Below are 17,337 nucleotides of genomic sequence, written 5' to 3' on the forward strand. Positions count from 1 at the left end.
GGCGTCTCGTCACCATCCCTCCGGCAACCGCTCCGGAGCCGCGTCGCCGACCAGGGCCAGCAACTCGATCAGGTTCAGCGACCATTGCGACGACTGATTGGTCGAGACGTTGGCGATCTCGTCGACGGAGTCGAGCACGGCCGAGCCGGTCACGCGGGTGACGGGCGGCGGGCGGCTGGGCTTGCCGCCTCCGCGGCGGTCGATGAGGAACTCGTCCCAGGCCCGGCGGGCCAGCACGGGATCGTTCAGCTTGTGCGCCGCCCAGGCGGTCAGCTTGGCGTGCCAGACCGGATAGCCGAACACCCGATCCGTCGCCTTGGGACCCAGCGTCGCCTGACGCTCGACCTGCGGCGCGTTGTAATAGACGCAGAACCGCGTCCAGGCCTTGGACCAAACCGGATCGTCGATCAGGCCGTCCAGCTCGAACACGAACTCGGCCCCACCCATGATGGTCACCAGGTGGTAGCTGGTGGCGAAGGCGCCGCCGATATCGACCATGGTCGCCGTGGCCGGGTCGTAGCCGAAGCCCGGGCCGGAGAACATGCCCAGCGGCGAGGCGGCGATGGCGTCCAGGCCCTTGATGATCTTGTCGCGCCATCGCGTGTCGCCGGTACGCTCCCAGGCCACCAGCCAGTTGCTGGCGAAGGCGAACCAGTCCGGACCGGTGCGGGCGTGGGTGGGATAGGCCGACTTCTCCAACCGCTTGCGCACCGGATCGACGGCGGCCAGGGCGTGGTCGGCATCGACCTCGGCGGCCATCAGGTCGCCGGTCCGCTCGTCGGCGGTCAGGTAGTAGTAGTGACGGCGCAGCAGAGCCTGGCTGATCCGGACCTCCTTGGCCCCGTCGCCCCAGTGGCTGACATTGTGTCGCGAACCCAGGCCCTTGAACGGCCCCAGGTGGTAGACGTCGACCTCGCCGGTGTGGCGGGTCATGGCCTCGGCCAGGCGGAACAGGTCCGCGCGGCCCGAACGCAGATAAGCCGTCCAGAACCACAGGTCCGGCGCCAGTTCGCTATTGGCCCAGGCATAGCCGCCCACGTCGTAGCGCCAGACGTGGCGGTCCTGGTCGTAGGTGTGCATCACGTCGCCGTGGTCCCAGAACCCGTACCAGCGCCGCTGCTCGACCTCGTTAAGGTAGAAGCCCGCCAGGCGGTCGAGCTCGTCCTGCAGCCGCGCCTTGACCGGGGTCGAGCGGTCGACCGGGCTCCAGGCGCCGAACACGCCGCAGGCCTGGTAGTAGGTCGGCGCGCAGACCGGCAGAGGCGGCGCGGCGACATGGCTGGCCATCGCCGACAAGGCCGCACGGGACGGCGTCGCCGCCAGGGGCCACAAAAAGATCTCGTTGGTGCGGGCTATGCCCAGCGGCGTGCTGTGGCCAGGCTCGACGTCCTCGTACTGGATCTCCAGGCCGTGGGCTTTGTCGCTGTAGTGGCGCAGGTCCATGGCCTGCGCCTGGGGCGACCACAGCCACAGGGTGACCGTCGCCGCCTCTCCCGTCGCGCCGGTGATCTCCAGGCCGGTCGGATGCCGCTGCCAGAAGTCGCGCAAGCCGAAGGCGACACCGCCCGAGACGCCGCCGACATAGCCCAGGCCTGACGCCCGACCGCCCTGGTCGGCGCGCAGCCAGGAACTGTTCGCGCCCGTGCGCTTGTCGATCGTGAAGGCGTCGGACTCGCCCTGGAACAGACGAAAGCCGTCCCAGGCTGGCACGGTCGCCAGTTGCTCGCGGGTCTTGGCGTCCATGGCCGACAGGGCTGGGACGGGCCTGCCCTCCAGTTGATCGGCGAAGCGGTCGGCCAGGGCGAACTTGGCCGGCGCCCAGCCTGGCAGGTTGCGCACCGCCTCGCCCCACATCCCCTCTCCCTGCCCTGAAAAGCGGACATGGCGGTTGTGGAGTTCGTCGGTCAGGGGCGCGTCGAAGCGCACGCCCAGGCCGGCGATGAAGTCGCCGGCGGCGTCGCCATCGAAGGTGAAGCTGTGGGTCAGTTTCAGGCCGCCCGCCGCGTCCACCGCGGCCCGGACGCAGAACGGCAGCCAGGCGCGGCCCGCCGCCGAGCGGTGACGACCGTCGATGCGCACCAGGGCCCGGACAGGCCCGCGCTGCTCGACGGTCACGGCCTCGACCATACTGTCGAAGGTCTCGGTGGTCACCGTGCCGGTCTCGCCAGGCGGTTTGTCCCGCGACAGGCAGACCAGCCGTCCGTCGCGCAGGGTCTCGCGACCCTTGACCAGAACCTGCCCGATCAGGGCGCGCCCCGAGCGCGGTAGCCGGCAGACGAGATCGCCGGCGGTGATCTCGACGGCGTCGGTGGTCTCGCGGACCGTGACCGGCCTCGGCGGGGCGGCCGGCTTGCCAGGCTCGATCCGGAAGCGCTTCTCCGAAGACGGTCCGGCGATCGCGTGGCCCGTCCACTTGACCGAACCGTCCGGCCAGTAGGCCAGCGGCCAGGTCTGAAGCGGGATCGCCGCGCCGGTCTCCGAAACGGCCCGCAACGCAACCGTCTTGCCCAGGGTTCCGCGCGGCCAGGGCGCGCCCCAGATCGCCGCGGCCGCAACCGCCAGAGGCGCATCGCCAAGCCAGGCCGCCTCGACCGGCGCGACCTGGGGCCTGGCTTGGCCAACCCCAGGCGCGGCGGAGGCGGAGAGCGCCAGGCTCGACGCCAGCACACCCCGTCGCGTCGCTCCCGAAGTCACGCCCATCCGCCCAGACTCTTCACCTTGACGCGTTTTCTTCACGCGAACCGGTCTCCACTTCGCTCGAAAACGCTTCAGAACTTCATCGTCGCGCCGACGAAGAACCGACGGCCGAAGTAGGCCAGTTCGGTCAGGCGGATGTCGCCGGCGGTCGAACGCTCGTCTTCCTTGGTCAGGTTCTTGCCTTCCACGAAGAACGACAGGCCAGGCGCCCAGCTGAAACCGGGCTTCACCGTGACCTTGCCGTCGAGATAGCCGGTCGAGTCGCGATAGACGGGCTGGAGCGAATTGTCGGCGGCCGACACCAGGTACCTGGAGCGGTAGTTGTAGGCCAGGCGGGCGTTGAACGGGCCCTTGTCGTACCACAGGGTCAGGTTGGCGCTGTCCGAGGACAGGCCCGGGAACGGCAGCGGCGAGCCGTCCAGCTGCGAGAAGAGCCGGACGTTCTTGGCCTTCTGGTAGGTGTAGTTCACGTCGACGCCGAAGCCCGAGAGGAAGCCCGGCAGGAAGGTGAAGGCGGTCTTGGCGGTCACTTCGACCCCCGAGATCTTAGCGCCCTGGCCGTTGATGTAGGTGTTGTAGTTGTAGAGCTGGCCATCCCCATAGACGTCGCGCTTGCCGATCAGGGTGCGGGACGAGACGTAGAACGACTCGATGTCCTTCTTGAACAGGCCGACCGACACCTGGGTGTCCTGATTGGGATAGTATTCGAAGCTGAGGTCGTACTGGTTGGCCCGGTAGGGTTTCAGCTCCGGGTTTCCGGCGTTGCAGCTCGGCTCGTCGAACTCGCCGTTGGCGTCGGGCGAGGCGTCGGTGGTGCACGCCACCGTCGGCATCAGGAAGTCCATGCGCGGACGGGCCATCAGGTCGGCGAAGCCGGCGCGCACTGACAGCTTGTTGGGAATGAACCACAGGCCGACGTTGAAGCTGGGAAGCCAGACCGTGTAGTCCTTGGTCATCTTGCCCAGGGAATTGCTCAGCACAAAGCTGGTCGCCCCGTAGGTGGCGCTGCGGCTCGAAACACCCTCGCCGGTCGTCTGGGTGTGGACCCGGCGCCAGCCGAAGTTGCCGTCGATCTCGTAGCTCCCCAGCGGGAAGTTGTAGTCGAACTTCAGGTAGATGGCATCGGTCTTTTCCGCGATGCGATACGGAAACTGGCTGTGGGGCTTGCCGTCGCTGCCGACGGTGTTCTCCAGGTTGTTCAGGTTGAAGTGCGAGGTGTCGAGGTTCTGCGACACCTTGTCGAAGTCCGGATAGTTCCAGTTGGACGGGATCGAGCCGCCGCCCCAGTAGAAGTCGCTGGGCAACGGGTTCATCGCCGAGCCGAACAGGGCGTTGGAGAAGCCGCGCGACCAGGTTTCCCCCGACGTCCAGTAGCCGGTGGTGCTGGGAACCCCGAGCGCCGGATCAGTCTGGTCCGCCAGCTGGGTCGCGGAGATCACCGCCGTCGAATTGATGGCGTTGGAATAGATCACGGTGTCGTCGAGGAGCGACGAGGGATTGGCCCCGCCGTCGAGGATGAAGCCGCCGTAGCCGTAGCCCTTGGTCGAGAAGTCGGTGGCGCGGCCGCCGAACTCGATCTTAGTGATGAACGGCAGGTGGGTCTCGTAGTCGAAGTCGAGCTTGTACTGCTCTTCCTTCGACCCGTTGTTCGACGGGCGGTACTGGATCTGCCATTGGCGGATCGCCGAGGCGTCGGTGGGGCTAAAGCCGCTGGCGAAGGCGAAGGACGGGTTGCCGGTCGCCGGATCGAGCGTCACCGACATGCCGGGTGTGTCGAAGCTGACGCTGACATTGTTGGTCTGCGACACGGTGCTGGTGTCGGCCTTGGAGCCCTGGAACTCGACCTGCAGGCGGTCACCGCGATAGTTGGCGCCGAAGTTGTAGTAATTGCTGGTCGTGTCGTACCTGAAGTCGCGGGCGCTGATGCCGAAGCCGTTGTTGCCGCCGACCCCCGTGGTGTTCACGCAGTTGCCCAGCGTGTAGCCCATGACGTTGTGGTTGGCGTCGACCTTGACCGCGCTGGCCGTGGTGTTCGTCGGTGAGCAGGTGGTGGCCGTGGCCGTGTTGCGCAGGCGGTTGGCCGTGGTGAAGTCGGTGCCGTAGTTGATGTCGTTGAGGGTCTGGGTGCGGTCGTTGCGGTTGTAGCTGACCCAGGCGTCGATCTTGTCGGTGAAGCGGTACTGGGCCGTGAACTCGGCCGAGATCCGCTCGTCGTTGCGCGTCCAGACGCCGTAGCGGGCCGTACGCGGCGCGTAGTCGTTCCACTGCGACGTACAGGCGGAGCGCAGGTTGGTCGTCGAGATCTGGGTCGCGTCCGGCGTGGTCAGGGCGGCGCAGCCGGCCTGGGTGGTGACGTTGCGCGCCAGGTCGTTGATCTGGGAGTTGTAGGCGCTGCTGTAGTACGGGACCGTCTTGTCGGCCGAAGCGTCGAAGTCGGCGAACCGGCCCCACGACGAGTTGCGGACATAGTCGCCGCGGGTGTCGACGTCGTCATAGGTGACGTTGGCCATCAGGCCGAGGCGACCATCGAACAGGGTGGTGGCGGCGAAGATATTGCCGCGCGGCTTCCAGCTATCGGTGGTGTCGAGGTTCTGGGCCGAGGCGGTCAGCGACAACACCGGCTTCTTGAAGTCCAGCGGCTTGCGGGTCTTCACCGAGACCGTGCCGCCGACGCCGCCTTCGGTCATGTCGGCGGTGAAGCCCTTGAACACGTCGATCGACTGGACCAGCTCCGAAGCCAGTTCACGGAAGTCGTTGGAACGGCCGCCGCCGCCGTAGACCTGCAGGTTGCCCGCGGTCGACAGCGTGCTCATGCCGTTGATTTCGACGCGGTTCAGATCGGGCTCCACGCCACGGATCGAGACCGCGTTGCCTTCGCCGAAGTCGCGGGCCAGCTGCACGCCGGTGATCCGGCCCAGGGCCTCGCCGACGTTCTTGTCGGGGAACTGGCTGATGTCCTCGGCGACGATCGAGTCGGAGATCGTGCCGTTCCGCTTCTTGCGGTTCATGGCCGACTGCAGACTGGCGCGGGTGCCGACGACGACCACTTCCTCGATCGTGTTGGCCTCGGCGCTCGAGCTCGCGGCCGGAGCCGCGCTCTGGGCGTATGCGCCGGTGGCGCAGGCCAGGCCGGCGGCCAGGGCCAACAAGGATGTCGTGGCGACGGCCGCACGGCGGCCGCGAGTGGTTGCAAGCATTGGGTTCCCTCCCTCTAACCATGACCTAGGCGTCCTCGGTGAAAAGGACCCTGGGCGCTTCGACCACGACCGAGGCAGCCCTCCGGCGGGCTGCTCACGGCGCACGTCGGCGCATTTTTCATACAATATGAATAGTTCCATATATTGAGATGTCAACGCATTTTGTGGGAAGACACAATCCAGTTTCCGTGATGTAAGGAGCAGGATCGCTGACAACGCTGCGGCGGCGCGGCTTTGAAGGCCGCCAAGAACGGCCGTCGCGAGCCGCAAAACGGGGAAACCAAAGGGTTCGACGCATGAGCAAGCGTGGGGAAAACCGGCGCGCGCGGGTCGCGATGGCGATCCTTCTGGGCGTGACGGCGCTATCGTCCGTGAGCGGATCGGCCCTGGCCGCGCCGCGCCGGATGGAAGCGCTGGACCGCGGCCTCGTCGCCGTGCCGGCGATCGACGGCGGGGTGCTGGTCAGTTGGCGGCTGCTGGGCGACGATCCCGCCAAGATCGCCTTCAATCTCTATCGCGACGGAGCGAAACTGAACGCCGCGCCCCTGACCGGACCCACCGACTTCGTCGACGAAGCCGGCGGCCCGGCGGCGACCTATATCGTCCGCGCCGTCGTCAGCGGCCAGGAAGCCGCCGCCAGCAAGCCGGCCGAGGTCTGGGCGAACGGCTATCTGAGCATACCGATCCAGCCGCCGCCCGATGGCGTGACGCCGGACGGCGAGGCCTATTCATACACCGCCAACGACGCCAGCGTGGGCGACCTGGACGGCGACGGCCGCTATGAGATCGTCCTCAAGTGGGACCCGACCAATTCCAAGGACAACGCGTTCGGCGGCTATACCGGCTCGGCCTATATCGACGCCTATACGCTGGAAGGCCGGCGGCTGTGGCGCATTGACCTGGGCCGCAACATCCGGGCCGGCGCCCACTATGCCCAGTTCCAGGTCTATGACCTGGACGGCGACGGCAGGGCCGAGGTGGCCATGCGCACCAGCGACGGCACGGTGGATGGGACCGGCCAGATGCTGGGCGACCCCAACGCCGACTGGCGCGGCAAGGACGGCGAGGTTCCGCAGGCCGACCGCACCGGCGCGGTGACCAAGGCCGACGGGACCAAGGTGGCGTCCCTGACCGGCCGCATCCTCAAGGGCCCCGAATACCTGACGGTGTTCGACGGCCTGACCGGCAAGGCCTTGGCCAGCGCGCCCTACAGTCCGCCCCGCGACCCGCGCACCGACGCCCCGACCACCGAACAGATGACGCAGGTGTGGGGCGACGGCTACGCCAACCGCTCCGACCGCTTCCTGGCCGCGACGGCCTATCTGGATGGCCAGCGGCCCAGCCTGATCTTCGCCCGCGGCTATTATGGCCGGACCACCCTGGCGGCCTGGGACTGGCGGGACGGCAAGTTGACCCGGCGCTGGCTGTTCGACAGCGCCGCGCCCGGCAACGAGAAATTCGGCGGCCAGGGCAACCACCAGCTCAGCGTCGCCGATGTCGACGGCGACGGCCGCGACGAGATTATCTACGGCTCCATGGCGGTGGACGACGACGGCAAGGGCCTGTGGAGCGCGGAGCTGTTCCACGGCGACGCCATGCACGTGGGCGACCTGGACCCCACCCGTCCGGGCCTGGAGAAGTTCGGCGTCCACGAGAGCCCGGGCAGGAACGGCGGGATCGGCGCGGCCATGCTCGACGCCCGCACCGGCAAGGTGCTGTGGACCACCCCCACCGAGAGGGACACCGGCCGGGGCCTGTCGGCCGATATGGATCCGCGCTTTCCGGGCGAGGAAGCCTGGGGCAGCAACAGCGAGCTGCTCTACACCGCGCAAGGCAAACCGATCGACGGGATGAAACACCCGCGCCAGACCAACTTCGCGATCTGGTGGGACGGCGACGACCTGCGCGAACTGCTCGATCGCAACCAGATCAGCAAATGGGACTGGAAGACCGGCGAGGCCAAGCCCCTGCTGACCGCCCAGGGCGTGGCCTCGAACAACGGCACCAAGGCCACCCCCGCCCTGTCGGCCGATATCCTGGGCGACTGGCGTGAGGAGGTGATCTGGAGGGCCGAGGACAATCACACGTTGCGGATCTACGCCACGCCCTATCCCACCCAGCGGCGGCTGGTGACACTGATGCACGACCCGCAGTATCGACTGTCGATCGCCTGGCAGAACACCGCCTACAACCAGCCGCCACACACCAGCTTCTATCTGGGCGAAGGCATGAAAACGCCTGCCCATCCCGACATCCGGACCAAGTGAGCCCGACGATGAAAGCCCCTCTCCTTTCCGCCCTGGCGCTGATCCTGGCGATCCTGGCGCCCTCGGCGCGCGCCCAGGACATGATGACGACCGCCAAGCCGGGCCAGCCCGAGCCGCCACGCGAATGGATCGACAAGGACACCGGCCACCGCGTAATCCGCCTGTCGGACAAGCCCGGCAGCGGCAGCCTCTATTTCAACTTCAACGGCTACACGCCCGACGGGTCGATGCTGATGATCAGCACGCCCGACGGCATCTCGGCCGTCGATCTGAAGACCCACGCCCTGAAGCCGGTCGTCGACGGCAAGGTGCGGCTGCTGTTCGTCGGCCGCAAGACCGGCCAAGTCTACTACCAGCGCACCGCCGAGGACGGCACGGGCGCGGTCGAGGCGGCCGATCCCAAAACCCGCAAAGTCCGCGTGGTCGCCAAGCTGGAACGCGGCGTCGGCATCCAGACCATCAACGCCGACGAGACCCTGCTGGCCGGCGTGGCCAACCGCATCGACGTTCCGGTTCCGCCCAACCTGGCCGACGCCCTGCCCAAAAGGCCCGACGACGTGAAGGGCGCCGACGGCCGCGAGCTTTCCTATGCCGAGGGCCGCGAGGTGCAACTGAACGCGCGCCTGGACAGCCGCATCCCGATGGAGATCTTCACGATCAACACCGTGACCGGCGAGCGCAAGGTCGTCCACCAGGCCACGGACTGGCTCAACCACCTGCAGTTCTCGCCCACCGATCCGCACCTGCTGATGTTCTGCCATGAGGGTCCCTGGCACAAGGTCGACCGCCTGTGGCTGGTGCGCACCGATCGCGCCGACCCGCCGGTCAAGATCCACACCCGGGCGATGAACATGGAGATCGCCGGCCACGAATGGTTCAGCGCCGACGGCAAGACCGTCTGGTACGACCTGCAGACCCCGCGCGGCGAGGACTTCTGGGTGGCCGGCTATGAGATCGCGACGGGCAAGCGCACCTGGCTGCACCTGGACCGTAACGCCTGGTCGGTGCACTTCAACAGCTCGCCGGACGGCAAGCTGTTCGCCGGTGACGGCGGCGACAGCGAGATGGTCGCCCATGCGCCGGACGGCAAGTGGCTGTACCTGATGCACCCGCGCGCCATCCCCGACGTCGCCGGCATCCACGCGCCGGGCTCCGAGGCCCTGATCCAGCCGGGCGTCCTCGACACCGAGCGCCTGGTCAACATGAAGGCTCACGACTACCGCCTGGAGCCCAACGTCAATTTCACGCCGGACGCCAAGTGGATCGTGTTCCGCTCCAACATGCACGGGGCCAACCACGTCTATGCGGTCGAGGTGGCCAAGGCGGCTCCGTAGGCAGGTTCCGCCAGCACGCGAAGGCTCCGCCCCCTCGCCGCTGACAGACCGCGAAGCGGTCAGGTGGGGGCAAGTGTCAGCCGCTCAAACCCACGTGGGCCAAAGCGGAGCCTCTCTCAGCGGCAGCCGCGTCCCCGCAAACCGTCCATGGCGACGGCCAACCGACCGCCCAGTTGTCTCTGGGCTTCTGTCGTCAGGTGAAGCTCGTCTTCCTTGCGGGGCAAGCCCTTGGCCGACACCATGTCGACGCATGAAGGCGGACGCTCCGCTTGGGCGGCCTGGATCCCTGACCAGGCAGGATAGGTCTTCGGCGCGCTGACCTCTGGCGAAGGCGGATCGGCCAGTTGGACCATCACGACCGGCAGGCGATCGTCGCCTAGATCCAGGCGAAACCGAGCGACCAGCGCCTCGAAGTCGGATCGCCAGACGCTGGCCGTTTCCGGACGTCCCGCGTCGGTCTCGCCCTGGTACCAGAGGATGCCCGCCACGTGGCCGCCGACCGCCCGCGCCCTGGCCAGACACGCGCCATACAGGGTGTCGCGGCGGTCGGAGGGCGTCCACTCTTCCATCGACGAGCCGCCCTTGGCGCAAGGCACGAGCAGCACCGAACCCCCGTGCATCCGGCGAAGCGCACGCGCGAAGAACAGGCCTGGACCGACGGCCGCCTTGGGGTCGGCGGAGACGGCGTCCACCTGCCCGGCCGCATCATCGAGCGGATCCAAGGCCACGCGCCATTGTTCGTCATTGCCGTAAAGCTGGATGGCGGGATCGGCGGTCCGCTCCTCCGGCATCAGGTCCGCCAGCAGACCGCGCCCCGACATGTTGGACTGTCCGGCCAGCAGGTAGATTTCTGGACCTGCCTTGGCGTCGACGATCGTCGTCATGGCCGTCGCCGCCGCGACGCAGGCCAGAAGGCCCAGCCGCCGGCCGATGGATCGATATCGCATCGCGCCTACTCCCTACGGCCGCCGATAGAGCTCCGCCTCGATGATGCCCAGACCACCGCCCGCCGCAACCTTCTCGGCGCCGGTATCCAGCCCCGCCTTGGCGCCGGTGATCTCGACGATTTTACCGAAGGCGTCGCGGTCGACGGTGGGGCCGGTCAGGGCGATGCGCAGCTTGCGCCCCTTCACCGGCTTCAGCGGCAGGGTGGCGTAGCCCAGGCTCTTGGCTGGCTCGCCCTCATAGACCGTGACGCCGTCCATGGTGATGCGCAGCGGATAGGAGCGCAGGCGCCAGCCGATCATCTTCAGGACCACCTCGTTCAGCACCTGGGGCTTGTCGAGCTGGTACTCGATCCAGGCTTTGGCCAGTTGGCCGTCGCTGGCCCAGTGGGTGGTCTCGTCGTCGTCCTGGGCTAGGCCGACGGTCGCCGGGTTCGAGCCGGCCACCGTCGCGGCGGGCTTCACCATCACCCGGCGGACCCTGAACGACGGCGTCGAGGGCGTCGGGCCGCGCGCCAGGCTAACCGGCAAAGGCCTGTCGATCGCCGCCGGCGTCGCGACGTCCAGCGTCAAGGTCGCGGGCTTCAGGCCCTCGGCCTGGGCGCTCACCGTCACCTTGCCCGCGTCCAACGTCGAGCGCAGGGCCACGCGGTTGATCCCGGCCTCGACCGGCAGGTCACGCGACAGGATGTAGTTGTCGTCGCCGCGCGAAGCGCCAGCATAGGACGTCACGCCATCGACGGTGTGCGCCCCGGTTGCGACATTGCCCGGCGTGGAGGCCGGCGCCTGCGTCGGCTTGGCGGCGGCCTTGGAGTCGCCCTGGGCGATGCCGCCGCGCCATTCGACGGGACCGGAGACGTCGAACTTCACCAGATCGAGCGCTGTGGGCACACGCCGTCCCTCGGCGTCGACCGCCTCGACATCGACCAGGGCGATATCGGCCGCGTCGGCCCGCCAACCTAGCGGACTGACATGCGGCGTCAGACGCAGAGCCACGGCCGGGCCGGTGGTCACGACCTCATCTGACGACGCGACCTTGCCACCGGCGTCGCGGCCGACCGCGCGCAGCGTTCCCGGGGCCCAGGCCACGGCCTTGAAGGTGAACAGGAAGCCGTCCGACTTCACGCCCTGGCCCAGAGACTTGCCGTTCAGCAGCAGCTCGACGCTGTCGGCGCTGGAGACCACCAGCATGTCCTTCACCGTACCCGGCGCGTAGTTCCAGTGACCGATCAGGTGGGTGCGGGGCGTCTCCACATCGACCCAGCCGTCCCACATAACCTGGTGGGCGTAGAAGCCCTCCTTTGGCAGGCGCATGGCGTCGACCTCGCCGCTGCGACGATAGTTGTTGTCGCCGCGGAAGTGGGTGTTGCTGTCGGAGAAGATGATGTTGACCCCGCCCGAGCTGACACGGTCGCCGCCACCGGGACGCTCGCGCCAGTAGTCGAACCACCGCCGCACGTCCTCGACCGCGTGGCTGTCCTGGTTGCGGTTGTAGTCGGGGCTGTCGATGTGGAACGGCGGGGTGAAGTCGTCCTGGAACTTCCGCGCCGCCTCGTCGCGGGAATATTCCATGGCCCAGACCGGCTTGGTGGCGCTCTTGTTGATGTAGAGCATCTCGCCGCCGTATTCGGCGACCTTGCTGGACAGCATCTCGCGTGAGCCGATGGCGCGGCCGCCGTGCGGGTCGAACTGGTCGCGGACGGCCTTGAGCTGCGCCATGTGCTCGTCGCTGATGTTCTCGTTGCCGCCCTCATAGAACAGGATCGAGGGGTTGTTGCGGAAGGCGACGATAGCGTCGCGCATCACTTCGATCCGCTGCTCCCAGCGGCGACCGGTGACATCGCTCTCGGCGTCGCCGGCCGGCATGGCCTGGGGCAGGCCCACGCGGTCGGCCGACCGCACGTCCCGGGCCGCCGGGGTGATGTGCATCCAGCGCACCAGGTTGCCGCCGCTCTGCACCATCAGGCCATTGGAGAGATCGCTGATCCACGGCGGGATGTCGGTCCCCAGGGCCGGCCACTCGTTGCTGGTGCGCTGGGCATAGCCGTGCACCTGCATGACCCGGTCATTGAGGAAGATCATGCCGTTGCGGAACGCGGTCTTGCGAAAGCCGGTGCGGGTGACGACCTCGTCGACCGTCGCGCCGTCCTCAACCAAGGCGGTGCTTACCGCATAGAGATAGCCGTAACCCCAGCTCCAGAAATGGAGGTCCTTCAAACGGGCCTCGGCGGTGACCATCCGCGTCTCGCCCGGCGCCAGGGTGACGGTCGGTCCGGCCAAGGCGCCCGCCGGCTTGCCATCGACGTCGTGCAAGGTCACCCGGTAGGCGAAAGTGCGCGGCCGGGCGGAGTCGTTGCGCACCTGAGATTCGGCATGGACTCGCGCCGCTCCGCCCCTGATGTCGAATTCGTCGGCCCAGACATAGACCCCGGTCGTGCCGAGGCTGGAATAGAGCGGCAGGGTCTGGTGCAGGTCGCCGGTCAGGTGCAGTCGCACGGCGCGGTGTATGCCGCCGTAGTTGACGTTGAAATTGCTGTTGTTCCACTGGAACCCGCTACCGCTGGCTCGCTCTTTGTATTTCCAGTCGCTGTCGACGCGCACAGCGACGACATTGACGTAGGGCGCGGGCCGCAGCAGACGGCTGGCGTCGACGCCGAAGGCGGTCACGCCGTTCTCGTGCCCGCCGGCCAGCACGCCGTTGACATAGACGTCGCCAGCCTGGCGCACGCCCTCGAATTCCAGGATCGCCTTGCCGCCAACCGCGGGTCCCGCTCGGTTCGACGGCAGGACGAAGCGCTTGCGATACCAGGTCACGCCGGTTTTCAGGTCATGGATATCGACCTTGAAGGCCGCGTCCTCATTGAAGGCGCGCGGCAGGGTGACGAGCTTCCAGGCTGCGTCGTCGAAATCGACGCGCTCGGCCCCGGCAAGGTCACCGGCCACCATCCGCCAGCCGTCGTTGAAGGCTTGGTCGACGCGGGAGCCGGCCGCCGCCTGAGCCCCAGCCAGACCTACGCCTAGCACCAGGAAGAGCCAGGGAAGAATCCATCGGGTCGCGATGCGCGGCATGGGATCGCCTCGAATTGGCCAGGCCACTTCCCAACCATTCGCACCAGTGGCTTGACAAGCCGACGCATGTCAAGCATTCTCACAATGTCAGGTAATGTTCCATATATTGGAATATTACCTGTGAGCCGGCTTGGCGTTCCGCCCTGTCTCTCCCCATTTTGACTTGCCCGCCTTCTTCCCCCGTTCGGGCGGCGGAGCGCCTTGAGGCGCTCCGTTTCTTCTTTCCTATTCAGGACAGTTCGGACCGCCGAGGATGGGCGGATCCCCGGTCGCGATCGACCGGACATAGACCGACACCGGCAACTTCAGGGCGCCCAGACGGGCCGCCGCCAGCGCAGCCGCCAGGCGCGCCCCGCCCTCGTTGATGTGGGTCGTGTCGCTGATCCCATCGGGATAGCGGGCGATATGATCCTGCGGCGTATAGAGCAGGTAGAGGCTGCGCGAGGCCGCCTCGCCCCGCACCTGCAGCGCGGCCATGCTGTCGGCGTCCAGATCGATCAGCGGCGCGCCGGTGCGCTGGGCCACGGCCCGGACCGCCTCGGCATAGGGACCGTGAGCGTCCTGGACCTTGCCATCGACGAACAGATGCTTGGCGATCGGGGTCATCAGCACCGGCTGGCCGCCCTTGGCCCGCACGTCGGCCACGAAGCGGGTCAGGTTGTCGGCATAGGCGCCCTGCGGATCGGTGAAGCGGACGATCTTCACCCGGTCGGCGTCGTTGTGGCCAAACTGGATCAGCACGGTGTCACCGGGCTTGAGCTGGGCCAGCAAGGCGTCCCACAGGCCCTCCTCGATGAAGGTCTTGGTCGAGCGGCCGCCGCGCGCCAGGTTCACCACCTCGACGCGGGGGTCCAGCGAGCACTTCAGCACCATGCCCCAGCCCATCTGCGGGTACTTGTCCGAACCGTAGTTGGCGGCGGTGGAGTCGCTGGCGATCAGGATGCGCGCGACCGGCGCCGGCATGGGCGCCGGGACTGGAACCGGTTGCGGCTCGGGCGCCGGAGCGGCTTGCGGAGCGCCGGCGATCGCCAGGGCCGCGACGAGGGACAGCAGCAGCCCGCTCATCGGGCGGTCTCCGCCAGGATGGAGCGATTGATCTCGGCGATGGAATTGACGCCGGTGAGGGCCATGGCCACGCGCATCTCCTTTTCGATCAGGTCGAGAAGCTGGGTCACGCCCGGTCCGCCGCGCGCGGCCAGGGCGTAGACGAAGGCCCGGCCCAGCAGCACGCCCTTGGCGCCCAGGGCCAGCATCCGTACGACGTCGAGGCCGGAGCGCACGCCGCTGTCGGCCAGCACGGTCAGGCGATCGCCCACCGCCTCGGCGATGGCCGGCAGGGCGCGGGCCGACGACAGGACGCCATCCAGCTGCCGCCCGCCGTGGTTGGAGACCACCACCCCGTCGGCCCCGATATCGGCGGCGGCCTTGGCGTCTTCCGGATCCAGCACGCCCTTGATGATCAGCGGCCCCTTCCAGAACTCCCGGATCCAGTCGAGGTCGCGCCAGGTGATCGAGGGATCGAAATTGGCCCCCAGCCAGCCCATGAAGTCCTCGAGACCCGAGTTCTCGCCCAGCACGGGCGCGACATTGCCCAGCGTGTGCGGCCTGCCCCGCACGCCCACGTCCCAGGCCCAACCGGGCTTGCCGGCGGCCTGGATCAGGCGACGCACAGCGGCGTTCGGCCCCGACATCCCGGAATGGGCGTCGCGATAGCGCGCGCCCGGCACCGGCATGTCGACGGTGAAAACCAGGGTCGAGGCCCCCGCCTCCGCCGCCCGGGTCAGCAGGTCCCGCATGAAGCCCCGATCGCGCAGCACGTAGAGCTGGAACCAGATGGGTGCGCTGCTGGCGGCCGAAACCTCGGTCAGGTCACAGACCGAGACCGTGGACAGGCAGAACGGCACGCCCTTGGCGGCGGCGGCCCTGGCCGCCTGGCACTCGCCACGCCGCGCGTACATACCCGTCAATCCGACCGGGGCCAGGGCCACCGGCAAGGCCTGTTTGACGCCGAACAGGGTGGTGGAGAGATCGGCCTGGGAAACGTCCTTGAGCACCCGCTGTCGCAGGCTGATGTCGGCCAGGTCCGAGACGTTGCGACCCAGGGTCCGCTCGGCATAGGCGCCGCCGTCGATATAGTCGAACAGGAAGCGCGGCAGGCGTCGCTTGGCCGCTTCCCGGAAGTCGGTCGTCGATGAGACGATCATGGTTGCTCTCGCGGCTTGGATGGGCCTGTTGCGGGGCTTGCGCGTGCGACGGACGCGAGCGTTTAGTCAGGACGCCATCCCAGGTCGATGCTGATGGCGCGCGCGGCGGCTCTGACTGGATCGACCAGCGCGGCCATGCGTCCATCGTCCATGTATTGCGGCACGCTGGAGACGCTCAGCGCGGCTACCACCGCGCCGCTGGCGCCGCGGATCGGAGCCGCCACGCATCGGACCTTGTCGGCGTTCTCCTCGACATCGAACGCCGCGCCCTGGGCCTTGAAGATCTCCATGCGGCCCATCCACACGACTTCGGCGTCGACGCCCCCTGGCCGGTCTGGATTGTCGTGAAAGGCCGCGCGCCAGGCCGCCTCGCCATCGTCCAGCAGCATGGCGCGCCCCAGTCCCGTGGAGGCCAGGGGACGCCGCTCGCCGATCACCGACCGGATCTCGACCCGCCGCGAGCCGCGAACCTGATCGACATAGCGGATGTCGCCCCCTTCGCGGATAGCCAGGTTGACCGCATCGCCGTGGAGACGAGCGAGATCCTCCAGGTAAGGACGCGCCAGCGTGGGCAGGGACAGGTGGGTTCGCGCGACGGCGTCAAGCTGCAACAGCTTGGCTCCCAATTCATAACCCTTCACGCCCAGTCGAAGGAAATTTCGCTCGACCAGGGCGGCCGCCAGGCGATGGGTGGTGCTGCGCGTGAGACCAATGCGATCGGTCAACGCCTTCAACGGGATTGGACCGACTTGGGCGACGATATCCAGCAGGTCCAGACCTCGCATCAAGGTCTGGCTCCCGTGTCCGCCGCCTTCTCGATCAAGTGAATCCGTCATGGACGCTATTGTAGGTTCACGAAAGCGCCGCCGTCGACCAGCAGGGCCGCGCCGGTGACGTATCTGGCCAGGTCCGAGGCGAGGAAAACGATCGGCCCCGCCAGATCGTCCGGCTCGCCCAAGCGGCCCAGCGGAATTCGGCCGGCCATGTAATCGCGCTTGTTCTGATCGGCCAGGTCTTCCCTGTTGATCGCCGTCTCGATGGTGCCCGGCAGCACCGAGTTGCAGCGGATGCCGTGTTTGCCCAGGGCGATGGCGGTGGACTGCATCAGGCTGTGCACCCCGGCCTTGGTCGGAGTGTAGTGGGTCTGCATCTCTCCACCGACCAGGGCGCTGATCGAGCTGACGGCGATGATCGATCCGCCGTGACCCTGGCGGACCATCTGGTTGGCGGCCGCCTGCACCATGTAGTAGGCGCCGTGTAGGTTGACCCGCAGAGTCCGTTCCAAGATCTCTGGCGGCATGTCGAGGAAGGCGTGGAAAGGGCAGATTCCGGCGTTGTTGACGAAGACGTCGACCACGCCAAACGCCTCGACGGCCGCCCGAACGAAGACGCCTGCCGTCGAGGCCTCGGCGACGTCGCCCTTCACGGCGATGGCGCGACGGCCCAAGGCCTCGATCTGGGCGACGGCGTCGGCGGCTCCGGCGTCGTCGCCGTGATAGTTGATCACCACGTCGGCGCCGTGTCGCGCGCAGCCGATGGCGGCGGCCTTTCCGATCCCCTGCGAGGCGCCGGTCACCAGCACCACCTTGTCCTTGAGAAGCATCGTTCCTCCGCTCGAGACGAAC

Annotated in this window: 10 protein-coding genes; 2 read left to right on the top strand and 8 right to left on the bottom strand. The window is 67.7% G+C overall.

Features of this window, described 5'->3' with window-relative positions:
* Positions 1-9: 9 nt before the first annotated feature.
* Positions 10-2,667, bottom strand: coding sequence for a hypothetical protein (locus ASD79_RS18875; protein ID WP_056724487.1), 2,658 nt, complete (start codon positions 2,665-2,667; stop codon positions 10-12).
* Positions 2,668-2,768: 101 nt separating this feature from the next.
* Entirely contained in the window at positions 2,769-5,894 is a 3,126-nt protein-coding gene (locus tag ASD79_RS18880) for a TonB-dependent receptor (RefSeq protein WP_056724489.1), read from the bottom strand.
* A gap of 296 nt (positions 5,895-6,190) precedes the next feature.
* Between ASD79_RS18880 and ASD79_RS18885 the strand changes: the two genes are divergently transcribed.
* Together ASD79_RS18885 and ASD79_RS18890 are read left to right on the top strand one after the other, a co-directional pair.
* Positions 6,191-8,161 (top strand): rhamnogalacturonan lyase, encoded by a 1,971-nt coding sequence (locus ASD79_RS18885; protein WP_304438990.1) that lies wholly within the window; start codon positions 6,191-6,193, stop codon positions 8,159-8,161.
* Positions 8,162-8,169: 8 nt separating this feature from the next.
* A complete protein-coding gene (locus tag ASD79_RS18890; RefSeq protein WP_082585040.1) occupies positions 8,170-9,495 on the top strand; it encodes an oligogalacturonate lyase family protein in 1,326 nt (441 codons plus the stop codon).
* Between the two features lie 116 nt (positions 9,496-9,611).
* On the opposite strand, the gene ASD79_RS18895 is transcribed toward ASD79_RS18890, so the two are convergent.
* The 6 genes from ASD79_RS18895 to ASD79_RS18920 all read right to left on the bottom strand — a co-directional run bounded on the left by ASD79_RS18895 (position 9,612) and on the right by ASD79_RS18920 (position 17,315).
* Entirely contained in the window at positions 9,612-10,442 is an 831-nt protein-coding gene (locus tag ASD79_RS18895) for a sialate O-acetylesterase (RefSeq protein ID WP_056724492.1), read from the bottom strand.
* A gap of 12 nt (positions 10,443-10,454) precedes the next feature.
* Complete coding sequence (locus ASD79_RS18900) at positions 10,455-13,508, bottom strand: DUF4982 domain-containing protein (protein WP_056724494.1); 3,054 nt, start codon at positions 13,506-13,508, stop codon at positions 10,455-10,457.
* Between the two features lie 225 nt (positions 13,509-13,733).
* Entirely contained in the window at positions 13,734-14,573 is an 840-nt protein-coding gene (locus tag ASD79_RS18905; RefSeq protein WP_056724497.1) for a rhamnogalacturonan acetylesterase, read from the bottom strand.
* The gene (lldD, locus tag ASD79_RS18910) at positions 14,570-15,712 is read right to left on the bottom strand and encodes an FMN-dependent L-lactate dehydrogenase LldD (RefSeq protein WP_056724499.1); all 1,143 of its coding nucleotides are present in this window, start codon (positions 15,710-15,712) and stop codon (positions 14,570-14,572) included. Before lldD ends, ASD79_RS18905 begins: the two co-directional genes overlap by 4 nt.
* A 62-nt stretch (positions 15,713-15,774) precedes the next feature.
* A complete protein-coding gene (locus ASD79_RS18915) occupies positions 15,775-16,497 on the bottom strand; it encodes an IclR family transcriptional regulator (RefSeq protein WP_235524535.1) in 723 nt (240 codons plus the stop codon).
* A gap of 56 nt (positions 16,498-16,553) precedes the next feature.
* Positions 16,554-17,315 carry an SDR family NAD(P)-dependent oxidoreductase gene (locus ASD79_RS18920; RefSeq protein WP_056724503.1) on the bottom strand — a complete coding sequence of 254 codons (762 nt, stop codon included), beginning with the start codon at positions 17,313-17,315 and terminating at the stop codon, positions 16,554-16,556.
* Between the last annotated feature and the right edge of the window lie 22 nt (positions 17,316-17,337).

Origin of the sequence: Caulobacter sp. Root655, assembly GCF_001427665.1 — a bacterium.
Classification (GTDB): domain Bacteria; phylum Pseudomonadota; class Alphaproteobacteria; order Caulobacterales; family Caulobacteraceae; genus Caulobacter.